20 protein-coding genes and 1 tRNA gene are annotated in these 20,134 nt (G+C 56.2%); 10 read left to right on the top strand and 11 right to left on the bottom strand.

Annotation, left to right across the window (positions count from 1 at the left end; genetic code table 11):
- Positions 1-2: 2 nt before the first annotated feature.
- The 7 genes from CLV44_RS06060 to rpe form a co-directional block, all read right to left on the bottom strand.
- Positions 3-965, bottom strand: a complete 963-nt coding sequence (locus CLV44_RS06060) for an HpcH/HpaI aldolase/citrate lyase family protein (RefSeq protein ID WP_106591220.1) — start codon at positions 963-965, stop codon at positions 3-5.
- Positions 962-2,059: a cysteine protease StiP domain-containing protein gene (locus CLV44_RS06055; RefSeq protein WP_106591219.1), complete on the bottom strand. Its 1,098-nt coding sequence runs from the start codon at positions 2,057-2,059 to the stop codon at positions 962-964. The genes CLV44_RS06060 and CLV44_RS06055 overlap by 4 nt, the downstream gene beginning before the upstream one ends.
- Positions 2,052-2,810, bottom strand: coding sequence for an HAD family hydrolase (locus tag CLV44_RS06050; protein ID WP_106591218.1), 759 nt, complete (start codon positions 2,808-2,810; stop codon positions 2,052-2,054). Before CLV44_RS06050 ends, CLV44_RS06055 begins: the two co-directional genes overlap by 8 nt.
- Positions 2,800-3,927 carry a phosphoribosyltransferase domain-containing protein gene (locus CLV44_RS06045; protein WP_106591217.1) on the bottom strand — a complete coding sequence of 376 codons (1,128 nt, stop codon included), beginning with the start codon at positions 3,925-3,927 and terminating at the stop codon, positions 2,800-2,802. Before CLV44_RS06045 ends, CLV44_RS06050 begins: the two co-directional genes overlap by 11 nt.
- A 20-nt stretch (positions 3,928-3,947) precedes the next feature.
- Complete coding sequence (locus CLV44_RS06040) at positions 3,948-5,087, bottom strand: trypsin-like peptidase domain-containing protein (RefSeq protein WP_106591216.1); 1,140 nt, start codon at positions 5,085-5,087, stop codon at positions 3,948-3,950.
- Between the two features lie 119 nt (positions 5,088-5,206).
- Positions 5,207-5,887, bottom strand: coding sequence for a phosphoglycolate phosphatase (locus CLV44_RS06035; RefSeq protein WP_106591215.1), 681 nt, complete (start codon positions 5,885-5,887; stop codon positions 5,207-5,209).
- Positions 5,887-6,561, bottom strand: a complete 675-nt coding sequence (rpe, locus tag CLV44_RS06030; protein ID WP_106591214.1) for a ribulose-phosphate 3-epimerase — start codon at positions 6,559-6,561, stop codon at positions 5,887-5,889. Before rpe ends, CLV44_RS06035 begins: the two co-directional genes overlap by 1 nt.
- Positions 6,562-6,671: 110 nt before the next feature.
- On the opposite strand from rpe, the gene CLV44_RS06025 reads away from it, so the two are divergent.
- Positions 6,672-7,652 (top strand): DUF3530 family protein, encoded by a 981-nt coding sequence (locus CLV44_RS06025; protein ID WP_106591213.1) that lies wholly within the window; start codon positions 6,672-6,674, stop codon positions 7,650-7,652.
- Here CLV44_RS06025 and djlA read toward each other — a convergent pair.
- The 3 genes from djlA to CLV44_RS06010 are packed head-to-tail and all read right to left on the bottom strand — an operon-like array spanning position 7,627 to position 10,175.
- Positions 7,627-8,445, bottom strand: coding sequence for a co-chaperone DjlA (gene djlA / locus CLV44_RS06020; protein WP_106591212.1), 819 nt, complete (start codon positions 8,443-8,445; stop codon positions 7,627-7,629). The two genes, CLV44_RS06025 and djlA, sit on opposite strands and share 26 nt — an antisense overlap.
- A 9-nt stretch (positions 8,446-8,454) precedes the next feature.
- Positions 8,455-9,141, bottom strand: coding sequence for an N-acetylmuramate alpha-1-phosphate uridylyltransferase MurU (gene murU, locus CLV44_RS06015; RefSeq protein WP_106591211.1), 687 nt, complete (start codon positions 9,139-9,141; stop codon positions 8,455-8,457).
- A complete protein-coding gene (locus tag CLV44_RS06010; RefSeq protein ID WP_106591210.1) occupies positions 9,138-10,175 on the bottom strand; it encodes an aminoglycoside phosphotransferase family protein in 1,038 nt (345 codons plus the stop codon). Before CLV44_RS06010 ends, murU begins: the two co-directional genes overlap by 4 nt.
- A gap of 118 nt (positions 10,176-10,293) precedes the next feature.
- Here CLV44_RS06010 and CLV44_RS06005 point away from each other — a divergent pair, with 118 nt between their 5' ends.
- From CLV44_RS06005 to apaG, 5 genes are read left to right on the top strand one after another with little or no spacing between them, the layout of a single operon-like run.
- Positions 10,294-13,209 (top strand): LPS assembly protein LptD, encoded by a 2,916-nt coding sequence (locus CLV44_RS06005; RefSeq protein ID WP_170069280.1) that lies wholly within the window; start codon positions 10,294-10,296, stop codon positions 13,207-13,209.
- Positions 13,196-14,485, top strand: coding sequence for a peptidylprolyl isomerase (locus tag CLV44_RS06000; RefSeq protein ID WP_106591208.1), 1,290 nt, complete (start codon positions 13,196-13,198; stop codon positions 14,483-14,485). Before CLV44_RS06005 ends, CLV44_RS06000 begins: the two co-directional genes overlap by 14 nt.
- A gap of 2 nt (positions 14,486-14,487) precedes the next feature.
- The gene (gene pdxA, locus CLV44_RS05995; RefSeq protein WP_106591207.1) at positions 14,488-15,480 is read left to right on the top strand and encodes a 4-hydroxythreonine-4-phosphate dehydrogenase PdxA; all 993 of its coding nucleotides are present in this window, start codon (positions 14,488-14,490) and stop codon (positions 15,478-15,480) included.
- A gap of 4 nt (positions 15,481-15,484) precedes the next feature.
- Complete coding sequence (gene rsmA, locus CLV44_RS05990; protein ID WP_106591206.1) at positions 15,485-16,318, top strand: 16S rRNA (adenine(1518)-N(6)/adenine(1519)-N(6))-dimethyltransferase RsmA; 834 nt, start codon at positions 15,485-15,487, stop codon at positions 16,316-16,318.
- Between the two features lie 18 nt (positions 16,319-16,336).
- A complete protein-coding gene (gene apaG / locus CLV44_RS05985; protein ID WP_106591205.1) occupies positions 16,337-16,723 on the top strand; it encodes a Co2+/Mg2+ efflux protein ApaG in 387 nt (128 codons plus the stop codon).
- A gap of 2 nt (positions 16,724-16,725) precedes the next feature.
- Here apaG and CLV44_RS05980 read toward each other — a convergent pair whose 3' ends face one another.
- Positions 16,726-17,589 (bottom strand): DUF72 domain-containing protein, encoded by an 864-nt coding sequence (locus CLV44_RS05980; protein ID WP_106591204.1) that lies wholly within the window; start codon positions 17,587-17,589, stop codon positions 16,726-16,728.
- A 74-nt stretch (positions 17,590-17,663) separates the two neighbouring features.
- Here CLV44_RS05980 and CLV44_RS05975 point away from each other — a divergent pair, with 74 nt between their 5' ends.
- From CLV44_RS05975 to CLV44_RS05960, 4 genes are all read left to right on the top strand, one after another.
- A complete protein-coding gene (locus CLV44_RS05975) occupies positions 17,664-18,482 on the top strand; it encodes a motility protein A (protein WP_106591203.1) in 819 nt (272 codons plus the stop codon).
- Complete coding sequence (locus CLV44_RS05970; protein WP_211298092.1) at positions 18,479-19,279, top strand: OmpA/MotB family protein; 801 nt, start codon at positions 18,479-18,481, stop codon at positions 19,277-19,279. The genes CLV44_RS05975 and CLV44_RS05970 overlap by 4 nt, the downstream gene beginning before the upstream one ends.
- Entirely contained in the window at positions 19,279-19,653 is a 375-nt protein-coding gene (locus tag CLV44_RS05965) for a PilZ domain-containing protein (RefSeq protein WP_106591202.1), read from the top strand. Before CLV44_RS05970 ends, CLV44_RS05965 begins: the two co-directional genes overlap by 1 nt.
- Positions 19,654-19,700: 47 nt before the next feature.
- Positions 19,701-19,777, top strand: a tRNA-Met gene (locus CLV44_RS05960).
- Positions 19,778-20,134: the final 357 nt, after the last annotated feature.

The raw sequence follows: 20,134 nt of genomic DNA, 5'->3' as shown, positions 1-20,134 counted from the left end.
CATCAGCAGCCGAAATCTGCCACACGCGCCTGCACCTGAAAAGGCTCGCGACCATGTCTCTCACACGGCTGCTGAACCCCATGCCACTTGGCGCGTTCCAATATATTGGTAGCCCATTTGTAATGCGTCGCAGGCTCACACATTGCATCGTTATGCTTGAATACCGCTGTCGTTTTTTCCTGAACAATCTGGCGTGCCGAATTCAGATCATCCAGGCTGACACGCAATTTATCGTGAATAATATCGATCTGATCCGGATGAATCGCTGTTTTTCCAACAAGTCCATGCGCCACATCAAGCTCCAGCTCCTGCTCAAGAAGCCTCGGCGTCGATAGCTGCTCAAACACCGGTGCTGTCAGCGCAAAACCGTGCGACCCCATCACGCCTGAAAGCATCGAGATCACATAGCTCATCGGTGTGCTATAAAGCGTCGTAACCGGGTTGCGCCGCAGCCCCAACCCACCTAGTAGATCGTTCCCTCCAATCCTTAGCGCTATGATACGGTCGTGAAGGGTTTCCTGAAGCGCTTCGGCCAGATTCGTCATGGATTCCGGACTGAAAACATCCGGTGTTTCCAGTGTAGGCATCAGGCAAAGTTCTGGATTCGTTACCGCCTTCTGCCAAGATAAAAGGTTTCCCAACGTCAGCTTGGGCACAACAAAGCCATCGACATGTTTGATCAATGACCACTCATTCAGTATCTCGGCCATTTTCGCATCGCGGGGTCGTACAAATAGCAAGGGCCCCTCTTCAAGACGCCCTCCCCGCTGGTCGATTGCGCTTAACAGTCGAGACAGATTAGCCAAGGCCGTCGCCACATCGATCTCGGCCACCGCATCTTCCAGACATATCACCAGAGATCTAAGCGAGGGAAGCTTGTCACGAAACACTACATCCAGCAGATCTCCGCGGGTGGCTGGCATGTAAAGGGTGGCACCCAATGCATAAGGTGAAGGCATGCTCATTGGCCTACCGCCTTGATAATGGTAACGGCTTTATATGGCGCAATATCATCGCCCACCTCTTCGACTGCGACGCCAGCCCGATCAGTCAGATACTGTAACAACTGCACATCAGCATCCCCGCGATCACGTACCAGAACACGGTCAGGAACCCGCCTCAATACAGCACGAGTCGCTTCTGCAATGCCTGGTTTTATTCTATTGACGTTAGTGACATCAAAGCGCTCGGCCAGCATGCTGATGACCCCTGAAGCCTTGATCTGGAGGGACTCTTTTTTACTCTCACTCCACGGCGTCGCTGAAGCAACTGGCCCCAATTGCACCCGTTCGGCGTCGATATGATCAATAAACGCACGGGTCATGTCATGCTCCCGCAGATGCTCATAAACAACACAGCCATGCAGGCCGTCATCTGTCGGCCAGATAGATCGCGATACCAGCCCGGAAACAGTAGCCCCCAGAATGCCGGACGGAATAACCCAGTCATCTGCAGAAGCCGCCAGCCAGGCACGCCCACACGGATCGGCCAGTACTACGAGTCGAGGCTTCTCCGGAAAACGTGGATCTTGACTGAGTGCCGTTTGCAATTCACCGGCAATAGCTCCCTTGCCAGTCCATCCATCCACGAAAACAATATTAGCTGCGCCATGAGCTTCGATTACAGCGTCCAGTGCAACGGTATCGATCCCCCGGTCACGCACGATACTAATACCGTAATGTCGCGTTGTTAGGCCCATCCCTTCAAGCGCACGGCGCAAAAGCACCCCAGGCGGCAAGCCTGCACGGACAAACGACACCAGAGCCAAAGGCTCTCCAGCATACAAAGTGTGTAACGCTTGCGCCAACGACTGTATATCCTTGGACATTCGGCAGCTGTTGCGCTCCATTGCCTGCGTATACAGTGCCATGTGCATCTCAGAAGGCGGACGTTCCAAACTTATCATGTCGGAATAATGCTTTTGACCGCTCTGTATCAAGCGCTCCTTTTCTTCGATATCCGTTGTATCGACTTCTACAGCGCGCAACAGAAAATGCACATCGGCAGTGGCATAACTGCCACTGCCTACCGTTTCCAGCGCAGCCAGTTTGTCAGTCATGACTATTATCCTCTACCAGAGCAGCCAACTGACTGCCCGAAGGGGTTGCCCATAAATCACATGACTGCATGAAGCCAAGATCAGTAATACTGTCACCCATTCCCAGAACAGGACGCTCTCCATGTATTTCTCTATCCCTGCGCAGCCATTCCTGTACGGCATGTTTTTTCTCTAAACCCACAGGAAGGAGTGCCAAATTATTCCCGTTACGGTGGACATGCATACCGGCTACCAGACCTTTGGCTTTGATTACAGCCAATACGTCACCTAACACGGCGTCCCCAGCACCATTGTGCTTCGCCACTACATATTGGCCTATACCCGCTTCCTCAACGACCCATGTACGCAATGACACACCAATCATCTCTCCTGCTTCCAGGATATGGACAGTCAAGGCATGAAGCCGCTCCTGCAAGGGCTCCAGTGTAGCTGCCATTTGCATCGCCCAATCCTGATCCGGTGTGCCATCAGCACGGAGGATAATACCGCCATGAGAGCACACGGCTCCTTGGGTAAAAGGCAGAACAACCCTTCGGTAAACATCGGTGCTTCGAGCAGTAACCGGTACGACATCTGCGCTGGCAAGCAACCAATCGGCAAACATTTTCTGCACTGAACTCATATAGCCATTAGGTTGCCCTTCTGCATCGAGGGTGGCGGTATACCGGGAAGCCCCCTGCAGCATTTTGCGAGCCGTCTGGAACAGAGTGTCATCAAGATCAACAAACACTAATGGGCGCTCAGCCTGCATCTACGATCACCTCTGCCTGCAATATCTCCGTTAGCTCTCGACTAACGGCTTGAGCGGATGTTTCCGAGCAGATCAACACTCGATCAAATTCACCCGGACGGACGTTATAAAGATAATTGGGAATACCAAGGCCGTAGTTATCCGTGAACGCAAGCGCATGCTTGATCGCATGACCGCGAGCGATCGGAGAACGCGTCGTAGAACTGAAGAATACGTCAGCGCCTTCACGCTCCAAACGCTCAGCCAGCAAAAAAGGCCGCCATACAAATTCCCCTGTGCCAACAACAAGCACACGCTCACCCGGACGAACCTGAAGTCCTGGAGCCAGCGTGTCATTTACATTACGCGTCCCCAGCCGTCCCCAGTCATTGTCGGGGCGAACCGGCCACTCCCCGGCAGATACCGTCGCGACTTCGGGCATTTCTGGCAGAGGAGCTTCAGGATCTTCAATAAACTGATAGCGCCCCTGTAACAGGGACGTTTGAGACACAGGAACCCCGATCGACTCACCGACACTGCCGGATGACCAGTCCGTCAACACACATGTCACGACTCGCTCAACATGCTTCAAGCCTGCATTCACCAAGGCTTGATAAAGATTAATAAATGTTTTCCCGGTTGAAGCCTCATCGTCCACCATGACCAGTGAGCGAGCATTCAACATCAACGCTCGGAGTGTATCGTCCTGAGGCATGTGGATAAGGTGAGCACTCGCGTGACTATGCTCTTCTTCAAATCGAGTAAAGAGTTCAGTACCCAGCGGGTGTCGAGTGCTGGTCAGGTAAACCACATCATCACGGTCTGTACTGAAAGCACGGTGCACACTGGCACCAAGACCGACAGCCGTTTCTGCCATACCCACCACCAAGACGGGCCCGGGCAAATCAGCCGGTATACCATCAGCCAACTGCTGAGCGCTGGCTGACATCAGCGATGGGCGTGCAGGAATGTGACGACCTAACACTTTGGATACAAATAGAAAGGCTCGCCGGGGATTCCGACGCTCAGCAATATCAAACAAGCGATCAGGTTCAATAACTGCATGATCAACCATGACTTCCAGCTGACCACGCATCAGCTGCACATTATGTCTTTCGGGGGATGTGATGCTATCCATGTAATTCATGCTCAGAAAATTTATGTATTTCTCGCCTCAATACGCCACAAAGAGGGTTGAAGCGTGCGGATCATTTCCGCAGTGGGGCAATCCCGGTTGAGGGAGTTCGAAGGTATGTCGACACCACAGGCCGCGAGAAAAGCGACCAATAACACGGATTTCACAGCGAAATTCATGTTCTGAGCATCGGGTACTGTCGATGTAACCATACCGATCACAGCGCCAGAGCCATCCAACACAGGGCTACCGCTAGAACCCGGTTGAATAGGTGCGGTGAATTGCAACAGACTGGCATCATTATGCAAGCCAAACAGAGCAGATACGTCTCCACTGGTCGCATGCACCCCGCCACCCGCCAACCCGGACAGCGGAAAACCCAAAGCCACTATTTTTTCGCCCAACTGACAACCCACACCGTTTTTGAATACAACAGGTATCAGCGCAGGTACATCTTGAACGCGCAGCAGCGCCAAGTCGTTCTGACGATCAACCATCACCGGTTCTGCCCGGTAGCGTCCTTCAAACGAAGTGATATAGATATCGCTCATGCCTTCAATAACATGCGCACATGTCAAAATACGATTATGTGTCACAGCAAAGCCTGAACCGCTGGCCTGCGCAGGCGCCCCTCCGAGTCGAGAAGCCTCTGCACTTTTACGTGGATGAGCATCATCAATATCTATGCCCAACCTGCGTCCCAATGCCGCCAATCCATAGGCCGACCCTTCTGCCAACGCACGAAACTTCCACTGCTCTGCACGACAGTAGAACTCTCCGATGATCATTGCTGCGTCACCATGCCCACTCAGATCGACTTCATGTTCAATCTGAGCATTCACCTGCAATTTCACACCTGCAAGTTCGCTGACAGGCCCTTGGGCAGAAAATGTGTACAACACCAGCAGTACTCGATCACTTCCATCAGGAAGTTTGTCGAGGTCAATATCACAACGAGGTGTATGCGGATCGCCTTGCCACTCCATCCATGACTGCTCAACATGAAACAGTGCTGGACTGCCTTGCGGCTGGCGCTTGGCATCAACCGGCAACAGGGCCAGAGCGGCATATTCACCCAGAGAGGAGTGCTTGGCTGACGTCAGCATCCAGGTACATTTACTACTTGGTATGGAGACATTTGCGCCTAAAGCAATAACTTTCATGAAGGCACACTCCGTGTGCTGATACAAACAGTGGGTATGAAGATAACAGTACGTTATCACTTAGCTAAACAGGATAAAAGTCGATCCCACACAACCTGAAAACTCAAATACCGTCAGCTTTAAATCAACTCAACGAAACTGTCCACAACCCGATCCGGTGAGCAGTTTTCCACCGGTTCACCATGGTTATAGCCATAGCTGACACACACGACCGGACAGCCTGCAGCACGCGCCGCATCAACATCATGACGGGAATCGCCCAACATCAGCGCCCACTCCGATGCACAGCCGGAGGCTTCCAGCACGGTCAGCAGCGGTAGCGGATCCGGCTTTTTCACTGGCAAACTGTCACCACCCAGCACTTGATCGAAGTAGTGATCGATTTTCAGTGCTTTCAACAACGGCGTGGTAAAGGCCATCGGCTTGTTGGTGACGACCGCCATGGGTACACCTGCCTGTTGCAGATGTACCAGCAGTTCTTCCACGCCGGGATACAATTTGCTGTAACGGCCGTTGCTTTGAGTGTACGCCGCCAGGAAGACATCGAACGCCGCCTGAAACAGTTCCGGCTCCACCGCATCATCAGCCGGATGCATCTCGCCACTGAGCGCACGCATCACCAGCACCGGCGCACCGTTGCCGACCCACTGGCGCACCTGCGCTTCACCTGCAGGCACCCGTCCCAGTGCCTGCAGCATGTTATCCACAGCCGCGGTCAGATCCAGCGCGCTGTCTACCAGGGTGCCATCCAGATCAAACATGACACACCGTGGCAGTTCACCGTTGAACAGACTACGCATCAGCCGCCAACCTTGGCCAGCTCTGCGCGCATTGCCGCAATCGTGGCCGCATAGTCATCGGTATTAAAGATGGCTGAGCCAGCCACAAAGGTATCCGCACCTGCCGCCGCGATCTCGGCAATATTGGCGATACCCACACCGCCATCCACTTCCAGTCGGATATCACGACCACTGGCATCAATACGCTCACGTACCAGGCGCAGCTTATCCAGCGTAGACGGGATGAACTTCTGGCCGCCAAAGCCCGGGTTTACCGACATCAGTAGGATCATGTCCACCTTGTCCATCACGTGATCAAGGTAGTGCAGCGGCGTGCCCGGATTGAATACCAGACCGGACTGACAGCCGCCATCGCGGATCATCTGCAGTGAGCGGTCGATATGCTCGGAGGCTTCCGGGTGGAAGGTAATGTAGCTGGCACCAGCATCGATGAACTCACCGATCATGCGATCCACCGGCTTGACCATCAGGTGGGCATCAATCGGCGCAGTAATGCCATGTTTGCGCAGCGCCTTGCATACCATCGGGCCAATCGTCAGGTTGGGCACATAGTGGTTGTCCATCACATCGAAGTGGACAATATCCGCACCGGCAGCCAGTACGTTTTCAACCTCTTCACCCAAACGGGCAAAATCGGCAGATAGGATCGAAGGGGCAATTTTGAAGTCGGCCATGGGAACTCGTTCGCTGGTTAACAATGGCGCTATTGTACCCAAGGCGGGCGTCGGATTCAGCAGCTCTATCCATGCTTGCGGCCAAACCATGATCAGCCGATAATCACGGCATGTTAAAACGACTCCTTGTGCTGGCCTGCTTGATCAGCGCCCCCGCTTCCTCTGCCGCCGACCTGCCGCGCTACAGCGCCGGTAGTGACACCCCACAGGCATACATTCTGCAACAACTGGGCGGCAGCCATGAGCTGATAGACGTGAATGTCGAGGGCGATCAGTTTCGCCTGCTGTATCGGCCGGCCATGACACCCAAGCCCTTGGGCGCTGTATTGTTGCTGCCGGACCCTGGCAGCGGCAATAGCTGGCTGGAACAGGTGCGCGCACTCATGGCCTATTTACCGGAACACGGCTGGACTGTCATTGCAGTCGAGCCACCTGAGCTGCCCAGCAACCAAACCCCGCAGCGCACGGCTCAAACGACAGGTACTGCTACAGCCACAAACCTGACGGTTGATGAAAATACCGATCCAAGCTCAAATGCTACACCACCGGCAATGTCTTTTGCACAGCAGATGCAACAACGTCTACAGGAAGCTCACAACACACTGGTTCGGCGCGCCCCCGATCTACGACAGCGCATCATCACCGGCATGGGCCGCAGCGCGGTTTGGAGTGCTGCCTGGGCACAAGGCAAAGATGATGGCGTCAATTTGTTGTTGATAGATCCACGCCCCTCACCCGAAACCGAGCAGTCCCTGGAGGCTCTTCTGCCCCTGACCGGGCGGCGTACTTTGATCGATCTGTATCATGCACCATTGCCGGGCTATCCCAACGCAGAGCCTGACGCTCGCCAACGGCGCCTGCTAGCCCAGCGCGCTAGTCTGAAGCACTACCACCAAAGCCGTCTGCCCGGTGCGTTTCGTGGCTGGCAAGCCGATATGCCCTGGTTGACGCGACATGTCCGTGGACTGTTGGAACGGATCATATTGGATGACAGCCGCAAGCTCAGAGGCAAGAAAACAGAAACGCCATCGCTTCCGGTTCAGACCTCTCCCGGCAGCAAACCGATCAGCGCATCCCGCGAGCCGACTTGACTCGGTCGTAGGCTGCCTGAATTTCCTGCGTTCGCTCCTTGGCCAGCTGCACCATGTCTTCCGGTACACCCTTGGCAATCAGCTTGTCCGGGTGGTGCTGACTCATCAGCTTGCGCCATGCCTTTTTCACTTCGGCATCAGTGGCATCCGCACTGACGCCCAACACACCATAGGCATCTTCAAGCAAACCGGCCGAATTGAATCCGCTCTGCTGGTGCGACTCCCATGAATGACGTCGAAAGGCATCTTCCGCCCGCATCCGTGACATCAACAACTCGACCTCTTCCGGCGTAAACTGCAGCAGCGTAAACACCTGCTGGAGCACAGCCTGCTCTGCCGGGCTGACTTCGCCATCCGCCATCGCCGCCTGCAGCTGAATTTCGATGAACATCAGTTTCACCGCCGCGCGATTGCGTAACAGAATCGACAGCGGCCGCAGCACTTGGGCTAAGTCAAAATCCTCGTCCTTGCCCTCATTAAAGCATGCGATCGCATCGCGCTTACGGGCATCACTAAGCCCCATGCGCGTCATCACCTCACGGGCAAAACGGATCTCCTGCTCGGACACACGGCCATCTGCTTTTGCCAACCGCCCCATAACACTGAAGGTTGCGCGGAAAAAGAGCTGCTGCGGATTGTAGTCCTGCAACTTGCGACGCAGCGCACGCTGCAACAGAAAGCCGACGGTACCGCCCAGCAGCAATCCGACCGGACCACCACTGAGCAGGCCGATCAAACCACCAATCACCAGGCCAGTGCGGTTGTGTTTCAGTTGTGCGATCAGTTCCTGCATGAAATATCCTCAAATAGTACCGGCAGACAGGCGCTGATCCAGCGCCCGCAATCGATCAGGCGTGCCCACGTCTTCCCAATACCCATCAAGACGACTGCCGGTGACCCGCCCCTGCGCCATTGCCTCACGCAGTAACGGCGCCAATGCAAACGCGGTCGCATCAACTCCGGCAAACAGCTCAGGGGTCAGCACGCTGATACCACTGAAGGTCAGTCGTGACGCCCCTTCGGCACTAACCTGCCCCTGCTCCGACAACGCAAAATCACCCTCCGGATGCCAGGACGGGTTCTCCGTCAAGACCAGATGCGCGCCACCCGGCGGCGGACATTGCTGTAGCAACGGCAATAATGGTTGAGTACTGAACAGATCGCCGTTCAGTACCAGAAACGCAGATTTATCACGGCCACAAAGCAACGGCAACGCCTTGCGAATCCCACCCCCTGTTTCCAGCGGTTCAGACTCCGCCGAATAGCGAATATGGGCGCCGTAGCGTGCGCCATCGCCAAGATACGCCTCAATCTGCTCGCCCAGCCAGGCATGGTTAATCACGATATCGGTCACACCCGCTGCCACCAATCGCTCAATGTGGTATTCAATCAGGCACTTACCGCCAACCTGGAGCAGCGGCTTGGGGGTATTCAAGGTCAATGGCCGCATTCGTGTTCCCAACCCTGCAGCCAGGATCATCGCTTTCATAACGACAACCAGTCCTCAGGCAGCCGACCACTGAAGTGCGAATGCGCTTCGAATGCAGGAATCACCCGTTGCTTCAACCAGCGGGTAAAGGTATCCAGCTCTTCGTAATGTGCCGAGGCACGGTAAACATAGGCAAGGGTACGCGGCAGATCGTCCAGATACCCTGCCTTGTCATCACGCAGCCATAACCGGCTAAAGATACCCAGCACTTTCAAGTGACGCTGCATGCCCATGAGGTCAAACTGCTGCTGGAACAAACCGGCCTCGCTCACCTCGATACCGTCCTTGAGCAAACGCTGACGGAACGCCTCGACCCAGAAGCGCACCTGCTCATCCGGCCAGTCGATATAACAATCACGCAACAGCGATACCAGATCATAGGTCACAGGCCCCTGTACCGCGTCCTGGAAATCGATAACGCCAAGCCCACCACCATCGCGCAACATCAAGTTACGGGCATGGTAATCCCGGTGCACGCTTACCTGCGGCTGTGCCTGTGCGGATTCGATCAAAAGCCGTGCCACCAGACCAATAAGTTTGTACTCGTCTTCGGACAGCTCCAGCCCCAATAAGCGCGTCAGGAACCATTCAGGGAACAGTGCCATTTCACGCGCCAGCATGACTCGATCATAGGGCGGCAGTTGCGGATTGGTCGCGCGCTGGATCTGACGCAGCAGTTCCAGCGCCTGCGCGTAATGCGCTTCAACGCTGCCTTCGTTCAACGCCGGTAACAGCAGTTGATCGCCGAAGTCATCCAACAGCATGAAGCCATTTTCCACATCACTGGCGATCACGCGCGGCACAGGAATACCCAGTGCCTGCCAACCCTGCGCGATGGCGATGAACGGCTCACAGTCTTCGTGCTCCGGCGGCGCATCGACCACTATCCAGCTGCCCTCTTCTCCCCGCACACGGAAATAGCGGCGGAAACTGGCATCGCCGGAAACCGGTTCCAGCTCGGTTCCAACCTGCATTTCCTGGTCAGCTGCCTGCTGCTGTACCCATTGTGAAAGCTGCTTCAGCCTCGGCCCCATTCGCTCTTATCCTCTAGCACTTGAAGTTGTGAATGCTTTATCATGCATGGCTCGATATGGTACTCGACTTACGGGCTGGCGTGAAACCGGCCTTCGACCGCAACTGGATGGCGATCTGATGCCCTTTAACACCCGTGCTGCATTCAAACTCACACTGGCGGTAGCCGCTGCGATCAGTGCTCAAACACTGCATGCAGCAGAAGGCCCGGAACGCCTGTGGAGCTGTAACCTGACGCCAACCGGCGAATGGGACTGTGAAGTCAACAACACGCTGATGCAGCAAACGGATACCGTGGCAGAACCGGCCCCGGTGCAGACACAGCCCCCTGCAGCCGCGTCTCGTAGACAGACAACGGATACTGCTGATACAAGCTCGACACCTGCTGCACAATCTATTGATAGCACCGCCCCAGTGGCTACTGAGATAATCAGTACTGCCATCTCTACTCCGCCAACGACGATCAACTGGCCACCGCCACCAGCCAACCCGCAAACCCCGCCGACAGCTGTGCCTTCTGTAGTCTCAACGGCTCCGCAAACCGAGTGGGACTGTGTTGCCAGCGGTGATAGCTGGGACTGCAACCAGCCAACATCTCAGCAAGCGACATCTGCTGCCCGCGCCATGCCAGTTTCCGGCCAGGTATCCGCCCGAGCGAACACCGGCAAACCCGAATGGAACTGTGCAGCCAGTGACGGCGAATGGGCCTGTAAGGAAGTGCCGGGCTCCACACCCGCTGCAGCGGCGGTTGCCGGCTCCTCTATCCAGCCAGTCACGCCAGCCAGTGCGGCTGCGCTGGATTGGTATGCCTATGCCCCGGGTGAAGCGCCAGGCGCATGCTATGGCCGCTACATCGAACCGGAATTTACTTTTCTCGATGACGACCGCCCATTGGATCAGCAGCCTGTGTATGTCAATGCGCTGACCTCCAGCACCGAGATCGGCGGCGTCACCCAAATGGAAGGCGGCATCCAGGTTCAACGCGGTGGCCGCCTGATCACCAGTACCCGCGGCGAGTATGACCAGAACACCAGCACAGCGCGCCTGTTCGGTCAGGTGCGCTACCGCGAGCAAGGGCTGCTATTGCTCGGCGACCAGGCCGATAGCAATATGCTCAGCGGCGACACCCGCTTCAGCAATGCCCAATATGTCCTGCACCAGGAACATATGCGTGGCCAGGCCCAGCAGATCACCCGTTACGGCGACCGCCGCATTCGCCTGGATGAAGGTGCGATCACCTATTGCGAACCGGGCAGCAACGCCTGGCAGATTGCTGCCGGTTCGATTGAACTGAATCCCGAGACCGGTCGTGGTGTTGCGCGCAACGCCACCCTGGATATTGCCGGCATCCCGATCCTGTACACGCCTTACATGTCATTCCCGATTGATGATCGTCGCCAGTCCGGTTTCCTGTATCCAAGCATCAGCTACTCGGTCAGTGACGGGGTCGATCTTTCCATCCCCTATTATTTCAACCTGGCGGCCAACTTTGACGACACCCTGACACTGCGCCATATCGGTGAGCGTGGCCTGTTGCTGGAAAACGAGTTCCGCTATATGGATCGTTGGTCTCACAACAGTCTGAACACGGCCTGGTTAGGCAGTGACAGCCGCTACGAAGATGACCGCTGGTTGCTCGGTTTTGAACACATCGGAACACCGCTGGATAATCTTCACAGCCGGATTGACTTCACACGCGTCAGCGATGACGATTACTTCGAAGACTTGGGAACCGGCTTAGAAGTACAGCGTGACGACCACTTGGACCAGCTGTTCGAGCTGCGCTACCTGCAGCCAGGATGGAACCTGACGCTGCGTACTCAAGGCTATCAAACCATCGGTGGCACCACTCCCTATGAAAAAGTACCACAGCTTTTGCTGAACGGTTACCAAAACAACTTGGCGGGTGTGTTCAATCTAAACTACCAGGCAGAATACACCCGCTTCGAGCGAGACCTGGATAGTGTGTACGCACCTGCCGGCACAGCAGCCGCTACTATCGGGGATCGTGTTCATGTACGTCCACGCATCAGTGCTGCATTCGAGAATACCTGGGGTTACCTGCGCCCAGCAGCAACGCTTTGGCATTCAGAATACGATCTGGAAAATGACAAGGATGCCGCCCGCAACGGTAGTCGCTCAATCAGTGCCGGCATTTTCAGTATGGACAGCGGTCTGGTTCTCGAGCGTCCGTTCCAATTGGCTGATGGTAACTATACCCAGACTCTGGAGCCAAGATTGCTCCTGTTGCATGCCGATGTCGACGCTGATGAACAGAATGATATTCCTGCGTTTGACTCTTCACAGCTCAGTTTTACCTACTACAACCTGTTCAACGAAACCGGCTGGAGTGGCAACGACCGCGTCGCTGACACCCAGCAGGCAACCATAGGCCTATCCAGCGCCGTATATTCCGAGCAAGGTATCGAAAAATTGCGGCTGGGAGCTGCCCAGGCATATTACTTTGCCGATCGCGAGTATGCCGGACGTCCCGGTGACCTGCGCAACGGCTCAACGGAAAGTGCATCCAACCTGGCCACACTGGCCAACTGGAACTTCACCCGCAACCTGCGCTTGACCCACAACGGCGAAATTGAGCGCGACACTTATGAACTGCTTGAGCACAACTACAAGCTCAGCTACCTGCCGGATAACAAACGGCTGCTGTATGTAAGCTACCGCGATAATATCGAGAAAGATCCGAACGGCAACCAGCAGCTGGACATGGCTTTCCGCTGGCCTTTGAACCACAGCTGGACCGGCTATGGCCGCTGGCAGCAGGATCTGGAAAACAATGAAAACCTCGAAACCCTGTTAGGGGTCGAGTATGCCAGCTGCTGCTGGAAGGTCCGCCTGACCGGCCGCAGTTGGGTTGTTGACCCCGATACCGCCGGCAACGCGGAAGAATTTGAAACTGACAATGGCATTTTCCTGCAGTTCGTACTGCGTGGCCTGGGCGCTTTCGGCCAGGGCGAAGGACGTGAATTCCTGGAAGATATCACCGGATATAACGAGGATGAAAATGGCGCTTTCTAAACTCAGACAGCCCCTGCTGGCGCTGATACTGCTGACCGCTCCCATGGCACCTGCACAGGCTGAAGTACTGGACCGCATTGCGGCCGTCGTCAATGAAGGCATCGTACTGGAAAGCGAGCTGGACCAACGCCTGGAGCTGATCCGCGAACAAATCGCCGCCCGGGGTGAAACCCGTTTGCCGCCTGAAGATGTGTTACGCCAACAGGTACTGGACCGTCTGATTCTGGAAAGCATCCAGTTCCAGATCGCCGAACGTCAGGGCATTCGCGTTTCCGACCGCCAATTGAACGAGGCGCTTGGCCGCATCGCGCAGCAGAATAATATGACTCTGGAGCAGTTCCGTGACGCGCTGATTGCCGAGGGTCAGGATTATGCCCAGGCACGCGAGCAGATTCGTCGCGAGATCCTGCTGACCCAGGTCCAGCAGAGCAGTGTCAACCGGCGCATCAGCGTGTCGGAGCAGGAAGTGCAGAACTTCCTCGATTCCGAACTGGGCCAGCAGCAGGTAGAGGGCGAATTCCAGCTGCGTAACATCCTGCTCGCTCTGCCTGAAGGTGCCACACCGGAGATGATCCGCAAGACCGAAGCCAAGGCACTGGACGTACGACGTCAGCTGGAACAGGGGACACCTTTTGCCGAGCTGGCAATCGCCGTATCCAACGCCCCCAACGCACTGCAGGGAGGCGAGCTGGGCTGGCGCCGCGAATCGGAGTTGCCGGAGCCGCTGGCCAACGCCATCCGTCGCCTGTCACCGGGCGAGATCAGCCAGCCGGTGCGCACGCCCGGTGGTTTCCACCTGCTACTGGTGGAAGACAAGCGCGGCGGCAAGGTCCAGCTGGTCAACCAGAGTCTGGTGCGTCATATCCTGCTGACACCGAATGAAATCCGCAGTCCCGAGCAGACCAAGCGACAGATCAACGATCTGTATCAGCGCCTGCGTGAAGGCCAGCCTTTCGACGAGCTTGCTCGCCGTTACAGTGACGACTCTGCCAGTGGCTCTCAGGGCGGCTCGCTGGGGTGGACCCAGGATGGCCAGATGGTGCCTGAATTCGAGCAGGTGATGAACAACACGACCAAAGGCGAAATCAGTGAACCGTTCGAGTCACGTTTCGGCTGGCACATCCTGCAAGTACAGGATTACCGCACCCAGGATCTGGGTGACGAGATGCTGTCTTCCCGTGCGCGCAGCAGCATACGTCAGCGCAAGTTCACTGAAGAATTGAGCAACTGGCTGCGCGAGATCCGCTCTCAGGCCTACATTGAGCGCAAGATCTGACCGTGACCTGCCTTCGTATTGCCATCACCCCGGGCGAACCGGCCGGCATCGGCCCGGAGCTTTGCGTTCAACTGGCTCAGCAGGCACACTCCTGCCAGCTGATTGTCATTGCCGACCCGACACTCTTGCAGGCGCGTGCCGCACTGCTCGGCCTGCCGCTGCAGATTCTGCCGTTCCATGACGCTGCGCCCGCACAACCGGCACCGCCGGGCAGCCTCTACTGCTGTCCGGTCACGCTGACCGCTCCCAGCCAGGTCGGCCAGCTTGATCCCGCCAATGCTGCCTACGTACTCGACACCCTGCGCATCGCAACGCTGGGGTGTATGGCCGGCACCTATGATGCCCTGGTCACTGCACCGGTACACAAGGGCGTGATCAATGACGCTGGCATCGCGTTCAGCGGGCACACCGAATTCCTTGAGGAGATGACCCATACCCGCAAGGTGGTGATGATGCTGGCTACAGAAGGGCTCAAGGTTGCACTGGCGACCACCCACCTGCCCTTGGCAGAAGTACCAACAGCCATCACCCGACCATTGCTGGAAGAGGTCATTGACGTTCTGCTGCAGGATTTGACTCGCTCGTTCGGTATTGATGCCCCGCGCGTTCTGGTTGCAGGCCTCAACCCTCATGCCGGTGAAGGGGGACATATGGGACGAGAAGAGATCGATACCATTACCCCCGTGCTCGATGCCTTCCGTGCGCGCGGTGCCAACCTGGTCGGTCCGCTGCCGGCGGACACACTGTTCACCGAACACCATCTGCAGGACGCCGATGCCGTATTGGCGATGTATCATGACCAGGGACTGCCGGTACTGAAATACAAAGGCTTCGGCCGAGCCGCCAATATCACCCTGGGACTGCCGATTATCCGTACATCGGTCGATCACGGCACCGCGCTGGATCTGGCCGGTACCGGCCGCGCCGACGCCGGCAGTCTGCTGACCGCACTCCAGTTTGCACTGGACATGGCACGCCACCAATCAGGTAATTGACCCAATGAGTAAAAAACCCGTAGGACACAAGGCCCGCAAGCGCTTTGGCCAGAACTTTCTGCATGATCAGGGCGTGATTGGTCGTATCATCCGTGCCATCAGCCCGAAGCCCACCCAGCATATGGTCGAAATCGGCCCGGGTCTGGGCGCGCTGACCGAAGAACTGTTGAGTGCCTGTGATGGCCACCTGGATGCCGTAGAGCTGGACCGCGACCTCGTGCCCATCCTGCGCACCCAATTCTTCCGCTATGCCGACACTTTCGCCATCCATGAAGCCGATGCCCTCAAGTTCGACTTCGCCAGTCTCAAACAGGATGAACGCCCGCTGCGCATCGTCGGCAACCTGCCCTACAATATTTCGACCCCGTTGATCTTCCACCTGCTCAGCTTCAACGGCCTTATCCATGACATGCACTTCATGCTGCAGAAAGAGGTCGTGGATCGCCTGGCCGCTGGCCCTGGCGACAATCACTATGGCCGCCTGGGCATCATGGCCCAGTACTACTGCCGGGTTGAGCCGCTGTTCATCGTACCGCCCGAAGCCTTTTCACCAGCGCCCAAGGTCGACTCCGCCATCGTCCGTCTCGTACCCTATACCGAGCCACCGATTCCGGCCAAGGATGTGCGCCAGTTGCAGAACGTGGTGCGTACGGCTTTCGGCCAGCGCCGTAAAACATTGCGCAACAATCTCAAGCCGCTGATCGATGCCGAGCGCTTGCAACAGCTGGGGATTGACCCAGGCCTGCGCCCGGAACGGCTGACACTGGCGCAGTTTGTGGCGATCAGCGATGCGCTGACGGATGCCGCTGCGAACACGCCCCCATGCGAACCGAACTGAAAGGATAGTCCCGAACTGATGGATGCCACCGACTACAGCCACAATATCGAAATCAATGTTGTCACTGCGTACCTGCCGGACCAGTCCGAGCCTGATGCACACCGCTTCGTGTTTTCATACCAGATCAGTATCACCAACCACAACACGGAAAGTGTCCAACTGCTGAGCCGCCAATGGCGTATCACCGATGGCAACGAGCATGTGCAGGAAGTGGAAGGCGAAGGCGTTGTCGGTGAGAAACCCGTCATTGAACCCGGCCAAACCTACCAGTACACCAGCGGGACAGTACTGGCTACCGAGGTTGGCAGCATGCAGGGGGTGTATCACATGACGACAACTGATGAAGTAACATTCGACGCTCCCATCCAGACCTTCACTCTGGCACAGCCAAACGCCCTGCACTGAGTTTAAAACAGGCCGGGCTGGCGCACGCGTCGGAATGACGACCAATCCGAGAATCCGGAGCGCAGGCGCGGTTGCTGCTGTTGCAACTGCTGTGCAAACCAGCGACCCAGCTCCGGCGCTTCACCATTGCTGGGCGTATGCATGAAAATGAAGGGCGTACGCCCTTCACCGATCCAGCGTACAACCTGGTCCACCCAGGGCGACAACCAACGCTGCCCCTGCTGCAAATCCAACGGCGCGATAAACCTCAGCATCGGTGCATCACCGGTCGCCAACACCCGTAACGGCAGCCGTGGCTTCTGCTGTAACGCCTCCTGTGTCACCGGATCCGGTTGCGGATGGGCAAACAAGGCACGGGTATCAAAACTGACCCGGTTCACGCCGAACGTCTGCAAAATCGTATTCAGCCTCTGCTCATCGTCCCCTTCCTGAAAAAAGGCGGGATGACGCACCTCGACCGCATAGCGCAGCCCCGCCGGCAAACCACTCAGGAAACGAATCAGATCTGGCAGCTGCTCAGGCCCAAAACGTGAAGGCAACTGCAGGCATAACATGCCCAGTTTTGATGCCAGCGGTTGCAGGCGGTCGAGAAACGCATTCGCTTCTGCATCCACATTCCGCAGCGCGCCCTGATGACTGATACTCTGCGGAAATTTGAAGCAGAAGCGAAAGCCGGGAGGCGTTTGTTCGTCCCAGCGGCACACACTGGCTGCACTCGGCAAACCATAAAACGTAGTATTCCCTTCTACCGAGTTGAAGCTCGCCGCATATTGCTCAAGCTCGCCCTGCACAGGATCCTGCAGCAGCGAACGGCTCCATTGCGGATGTTTCCATTGCGGTAGGCCAATAAAGTAGTCTGACGGCATCGCTTTGCTATTGTTATACTCGACTTTCGTTTAAACCAGCTCAGCCAACAGGCTGACACAGGGTGCTCAAACACATGGATTTCGCATCGTTACTAGGCATTATCTCAGGTCTGGCCCTGATCATCAGCGCTATTTTTCTGGGTGGTAATGCCGACGTCTTCGTTAATGTCCCCGGTCTGATGATCGTCGCCGGTGGTACCATTGCCGCCATCCTGCTGACGGTTCAGTTCAAGGATGTACTCAACGCCTTCAAGGCCGCCTGGATTGTCTTTACCCGGGACAATACTAATCCCCAGGAAATGATCGACACCATGCTTGAACTCAGCCGCGTCTCGCATCGTCACGGCTTGCTTAAGCTGGGCGATGTGGAAAGTGACTCTCATGTACTCAAGCGTGCCTGCAACCTGCTGTCGGAAGCCGCCTCGGAGCAGGTCATCCGCAACACTCTGCAAAATGAGATCGACTCGCTGATTGCACGCCATCATTCGGTTCAGGATGTATTCCGCAAAATGGCTGCGTCGGCACCCGCATTTGGCATGCTCGGCACCTTGATTGGCCTGATCCAGATGCTGAGCCAGCTGTCCAACCCGGATACTATCGGTCCGGCCATGGCCGTTGCCCTGCTCACAACATTCTACGGTTCAGTGCTGGCAACCATGGTGTTTCTGCCCATCGCCGGCAAGCTTCACGCACGTACCCTGACCGAGGTGACCAACCTTGAGATCATTCGTGAGGGCTGCATCAGCATTCTGACCAACGACCATTACATGCATGTCTATGAACAGTTGGCATCCTACCTGCCAGAAGCGCAGCGCAAACCCATCAAAATCGGCAAGGAAAAGGCCGCGAGCGCCAGCAAAGCCAAGTCGCCTGCACAGGAACGACGCTCGTGAGCAGCCGCAAGCGCGAGCTGACAGACGAGTCCGGCGCACCGGGTTGGCTCATGACCTACGCGGATCTGATGACCCTGCTACTGGTCTTCTTTGTGCTGCTGTTTTCCATGTCCAATCTGGAGAACGAGCGTTTCGCCGAGGCCATGCGCTCATTCCAGGGGGCCTTTCAGCGGGCAGTTTCGGGCGCGCCCAACAGTATCGTGCCGCTGGAGCATAACGCCCCTACCAGCAGCCCCAGCGATATCAATGATGTCATCCTTCAATCCCCCGTAAAAAGCGGCAGCAGTGAAGAGCTCAAGGAGTCCGACGCTGACTTGCAGGCACAAGCCCTGAAGCTGGATTGGCAACAATTGAACAGCGACCTGAAAGACGCTTTCGAACAAATGCAAATGCAGGATGCTATTGAAATAGGCACGCCCAAAGATGGCAAACTTTCACTGCGCGTCAAGGGCGGCGTACTTTTCGGCTCTGGTGCGGCAACGTTTAACCGCGCCATGCTGCCGATGCTGGATGCCTTGCTGGATACACTGGCGCAAAATCCGAACTATAAGTTAGAGATACAAGGGCACACGGATGATATCCCGATCAGCACCGCTCAGTTCCCCTCCAATTGGGAGCTGTCGGCAGTACGTGCTACAACCGTACTGCGCTATATGGTCGATGCCGGTATCAATCCCAAACGCCTGACAGCGACCGGCTATGGCTCGGCGCTACCCTTGGTACCCAATACCTCGGCGGAAAATCGAGCCATCAATCGTCGCATTGAATTTGTGTTGGAAAAACGGGCATTAGAATAATGAAACCCATCATACGCATTCCGGATATAACCGATAGCGGACGTCGCGCCTTCCGCCTCAAGATAGGACCCGACGCTCCGCTGCGGGTAAGAATAAATGGCAAGCCCGTCAAGGTAGACAACATCTCCGCGACCGGCCTGGCCTTCACCACCGAAACCCAGTTGACGCTCCAGTACTGTGCAGCAGTGATCAAGTTCAAGATTGCAGAGCGCATTTTCACAATTGAATGTACGCTGCGCCTGGTACGCAAGAGTGGACACATCTGGTGTGCGGACTTTTCCGAGCTCAACCCACAGCAACAGCGCTTGCTATCGGAGTTCATTACCGGATACCAGTCCGAGCAGATCCGCAATCAGGACAACAAAACGGAATAAAGACTTGACCTATGCGCCGTAAGTCCTTAATATTCGCACCAAGTTGATGCGGGGTGGAGCAGTCTGGTAGCTCGTCGGGCTCATAACCCGAAGGTCGTTGGTTCAAATCCAGCCCCCGCTACCAAATTTAGAGAAAGCCGGTTACCGAAAGGTGCCGGCTTTTTCGTGTCTGGCAGTTACGGCAAATGTCTGTGGCGGGACCGGTCTATGGCTGGACCTACGGAGCGGCCAAACGCTCAATTCATGTCACGTTGACCAACTCCCCTTTCACACCGCTCCTCTGGTATTACCGGCCATGGTTATCGGCGGACATACTCAAGGGTCGGCAATATAAGCTTCAGCCTTTATGACCTCCCGAAGGTCTGACCCGGGCCCAGCGGCGCGTTGTCAGCAAAGATGGCGTCACTGATGCGCGCCTTATGGAATCCACGGTCGCCCCAGGAGGCTTCCAGCGCCCAGGTCCGTTTCATGAACATCTGCA

The organism is Marinobacterium halophilum (assembly GCF_003014615.1).
Lineage (GTDB): Bacteria > Pseudomonadota > Gammaproteobacteria > Pseudomonadales > Balneatricaceae > Marinobacterium > Marinobacterium halophilum.
Note: the sequence above shows the minus strand (reverse complement) of the source record. Positions and strands in the feature narration are given on the sequence as shown.

Bases quoted from the DNA above. Each gene is read 5' to 3' on its own strand.
- CLV44_RS06060 (WP_106591220.1), bottom strand. From the start codon at position 965: ATGAGCATGCCTTCACCTTATGCATTGGGTGCCACCCTTTACATGCCA.
- CLV44_RS06055 (WP_106591219.1), bottom strand. From the start codon at position 2,059: ATGACTGACAAACTGGCTGCGCTGGAAACGGTAGGCAGTGGCAGTTAT.
- CLV44_RS06050 (WP_106591218.1), bottom strand. From the start codon at position 2,810: ATGCAGGCTGAGCGCCCATTAGTGTTTGTTGATCTTGATGACACTCTG.
- CLV44_RS06045 (WP_106591217.1), bottom strand. From the start codon at position 3,927: ATGGATAGCATCACATCCCCCGAAAGACATAATGTGCAGCTGATGCGT.
- CLV44_RS06040 (WP_106591216.1), bottom strand. From the start codon at position 5,087: ATGAAAGTTATTGCTTTAGGCGCAAATGTCTCCATACCAAGTAGTAAA.
- CLV44_RS06035 (WP_106591215.1), bottom strand. From the start codon at position 5,887: ATGCGTAGTCTGTTCAACGGTGAACTGCCACGGTGTGTCATGTTTGAT.
- rpe (WP_106591214.1), bottom strand. From the start codon at position 6,561: ATGGCCGACTTCAAAATTGCCCCTTCGATCCTATCTGCCGATTTTGCC.
- CLV44_RS06025 (WP_106591213.1), top strand. From the start codon at position 6,672: ATGTTAAAACGACTCCTTGTGCTGGCCTGCTTGATCAGCGCCCCCGCT.
- djlA (WP_106591212.1), bottom strand. From the start codon at position 8,445: ATGCAGGAACTGATCGCACAACTGAAACACAACCGCACTGGCCTGGTG.
- murU (WP_106591211.1), bottom strand. From the start codon at position 9,141: ATGAAAGCGATGATCCTGGCTGCAGGGTTGGGAACACGAATGCGGCCA.
- CLV44_RS06010 (WP_106591210.1), bottom strand. From the start codon at position 10,175: ATGGGGCCGAGGCTGAAGCAGCTTTCACAATGGGTACAGCAGCAGGCA.
- CLV44_RS06005 (WP_170069280.1), top strand. From the start codon at position 10,294: ATGCCCTTTAACACCCGTGCTGCATTCAAACTCACACTGGCGGTAGCC.
- CLV44_RS06000 (WP_106591208.1), top strand. From the start codon at position 13,196: ATGGCGCTTTCTAAACTCAGACAGCCCCTGCTGGCGCTGATACTGCTG.
- rsmA (WP_106591206.1), top strand. From the start codon at position 15,485: ATGAGTAAAAAACCCGTAGGACACAAGGCCCGCAAGCGCTTTGGCCAG.
- apaG (WP_106591205.1), top strand. From the start codon at position 16,337: ATGGATGCCACCGACTACAGCCACAATATCGAAATCAATGTTGTCACT.
- CLV44_RS05980 (WP_106591204.1), bottom strand. From the start codon at position 17,589: ATGCCGTCAGACTACTTTATTGGCCTACCGCAATGGAAACATCCGCAA.
- CLV44_RS05975 (WP_106591203.1), top strand. From the start codon at position 17,664: ATGGATTTCGCATCGTTACTAGGCATTATCTCAGGTCTGGCCCTGATC.
- CLV44_RS05965 (WP_106591202.1), top strand. From the start codon at position 19,279: ATGAAACCCATCATACGCATTCCGGATATAACCGATAGCGGACGTCGC.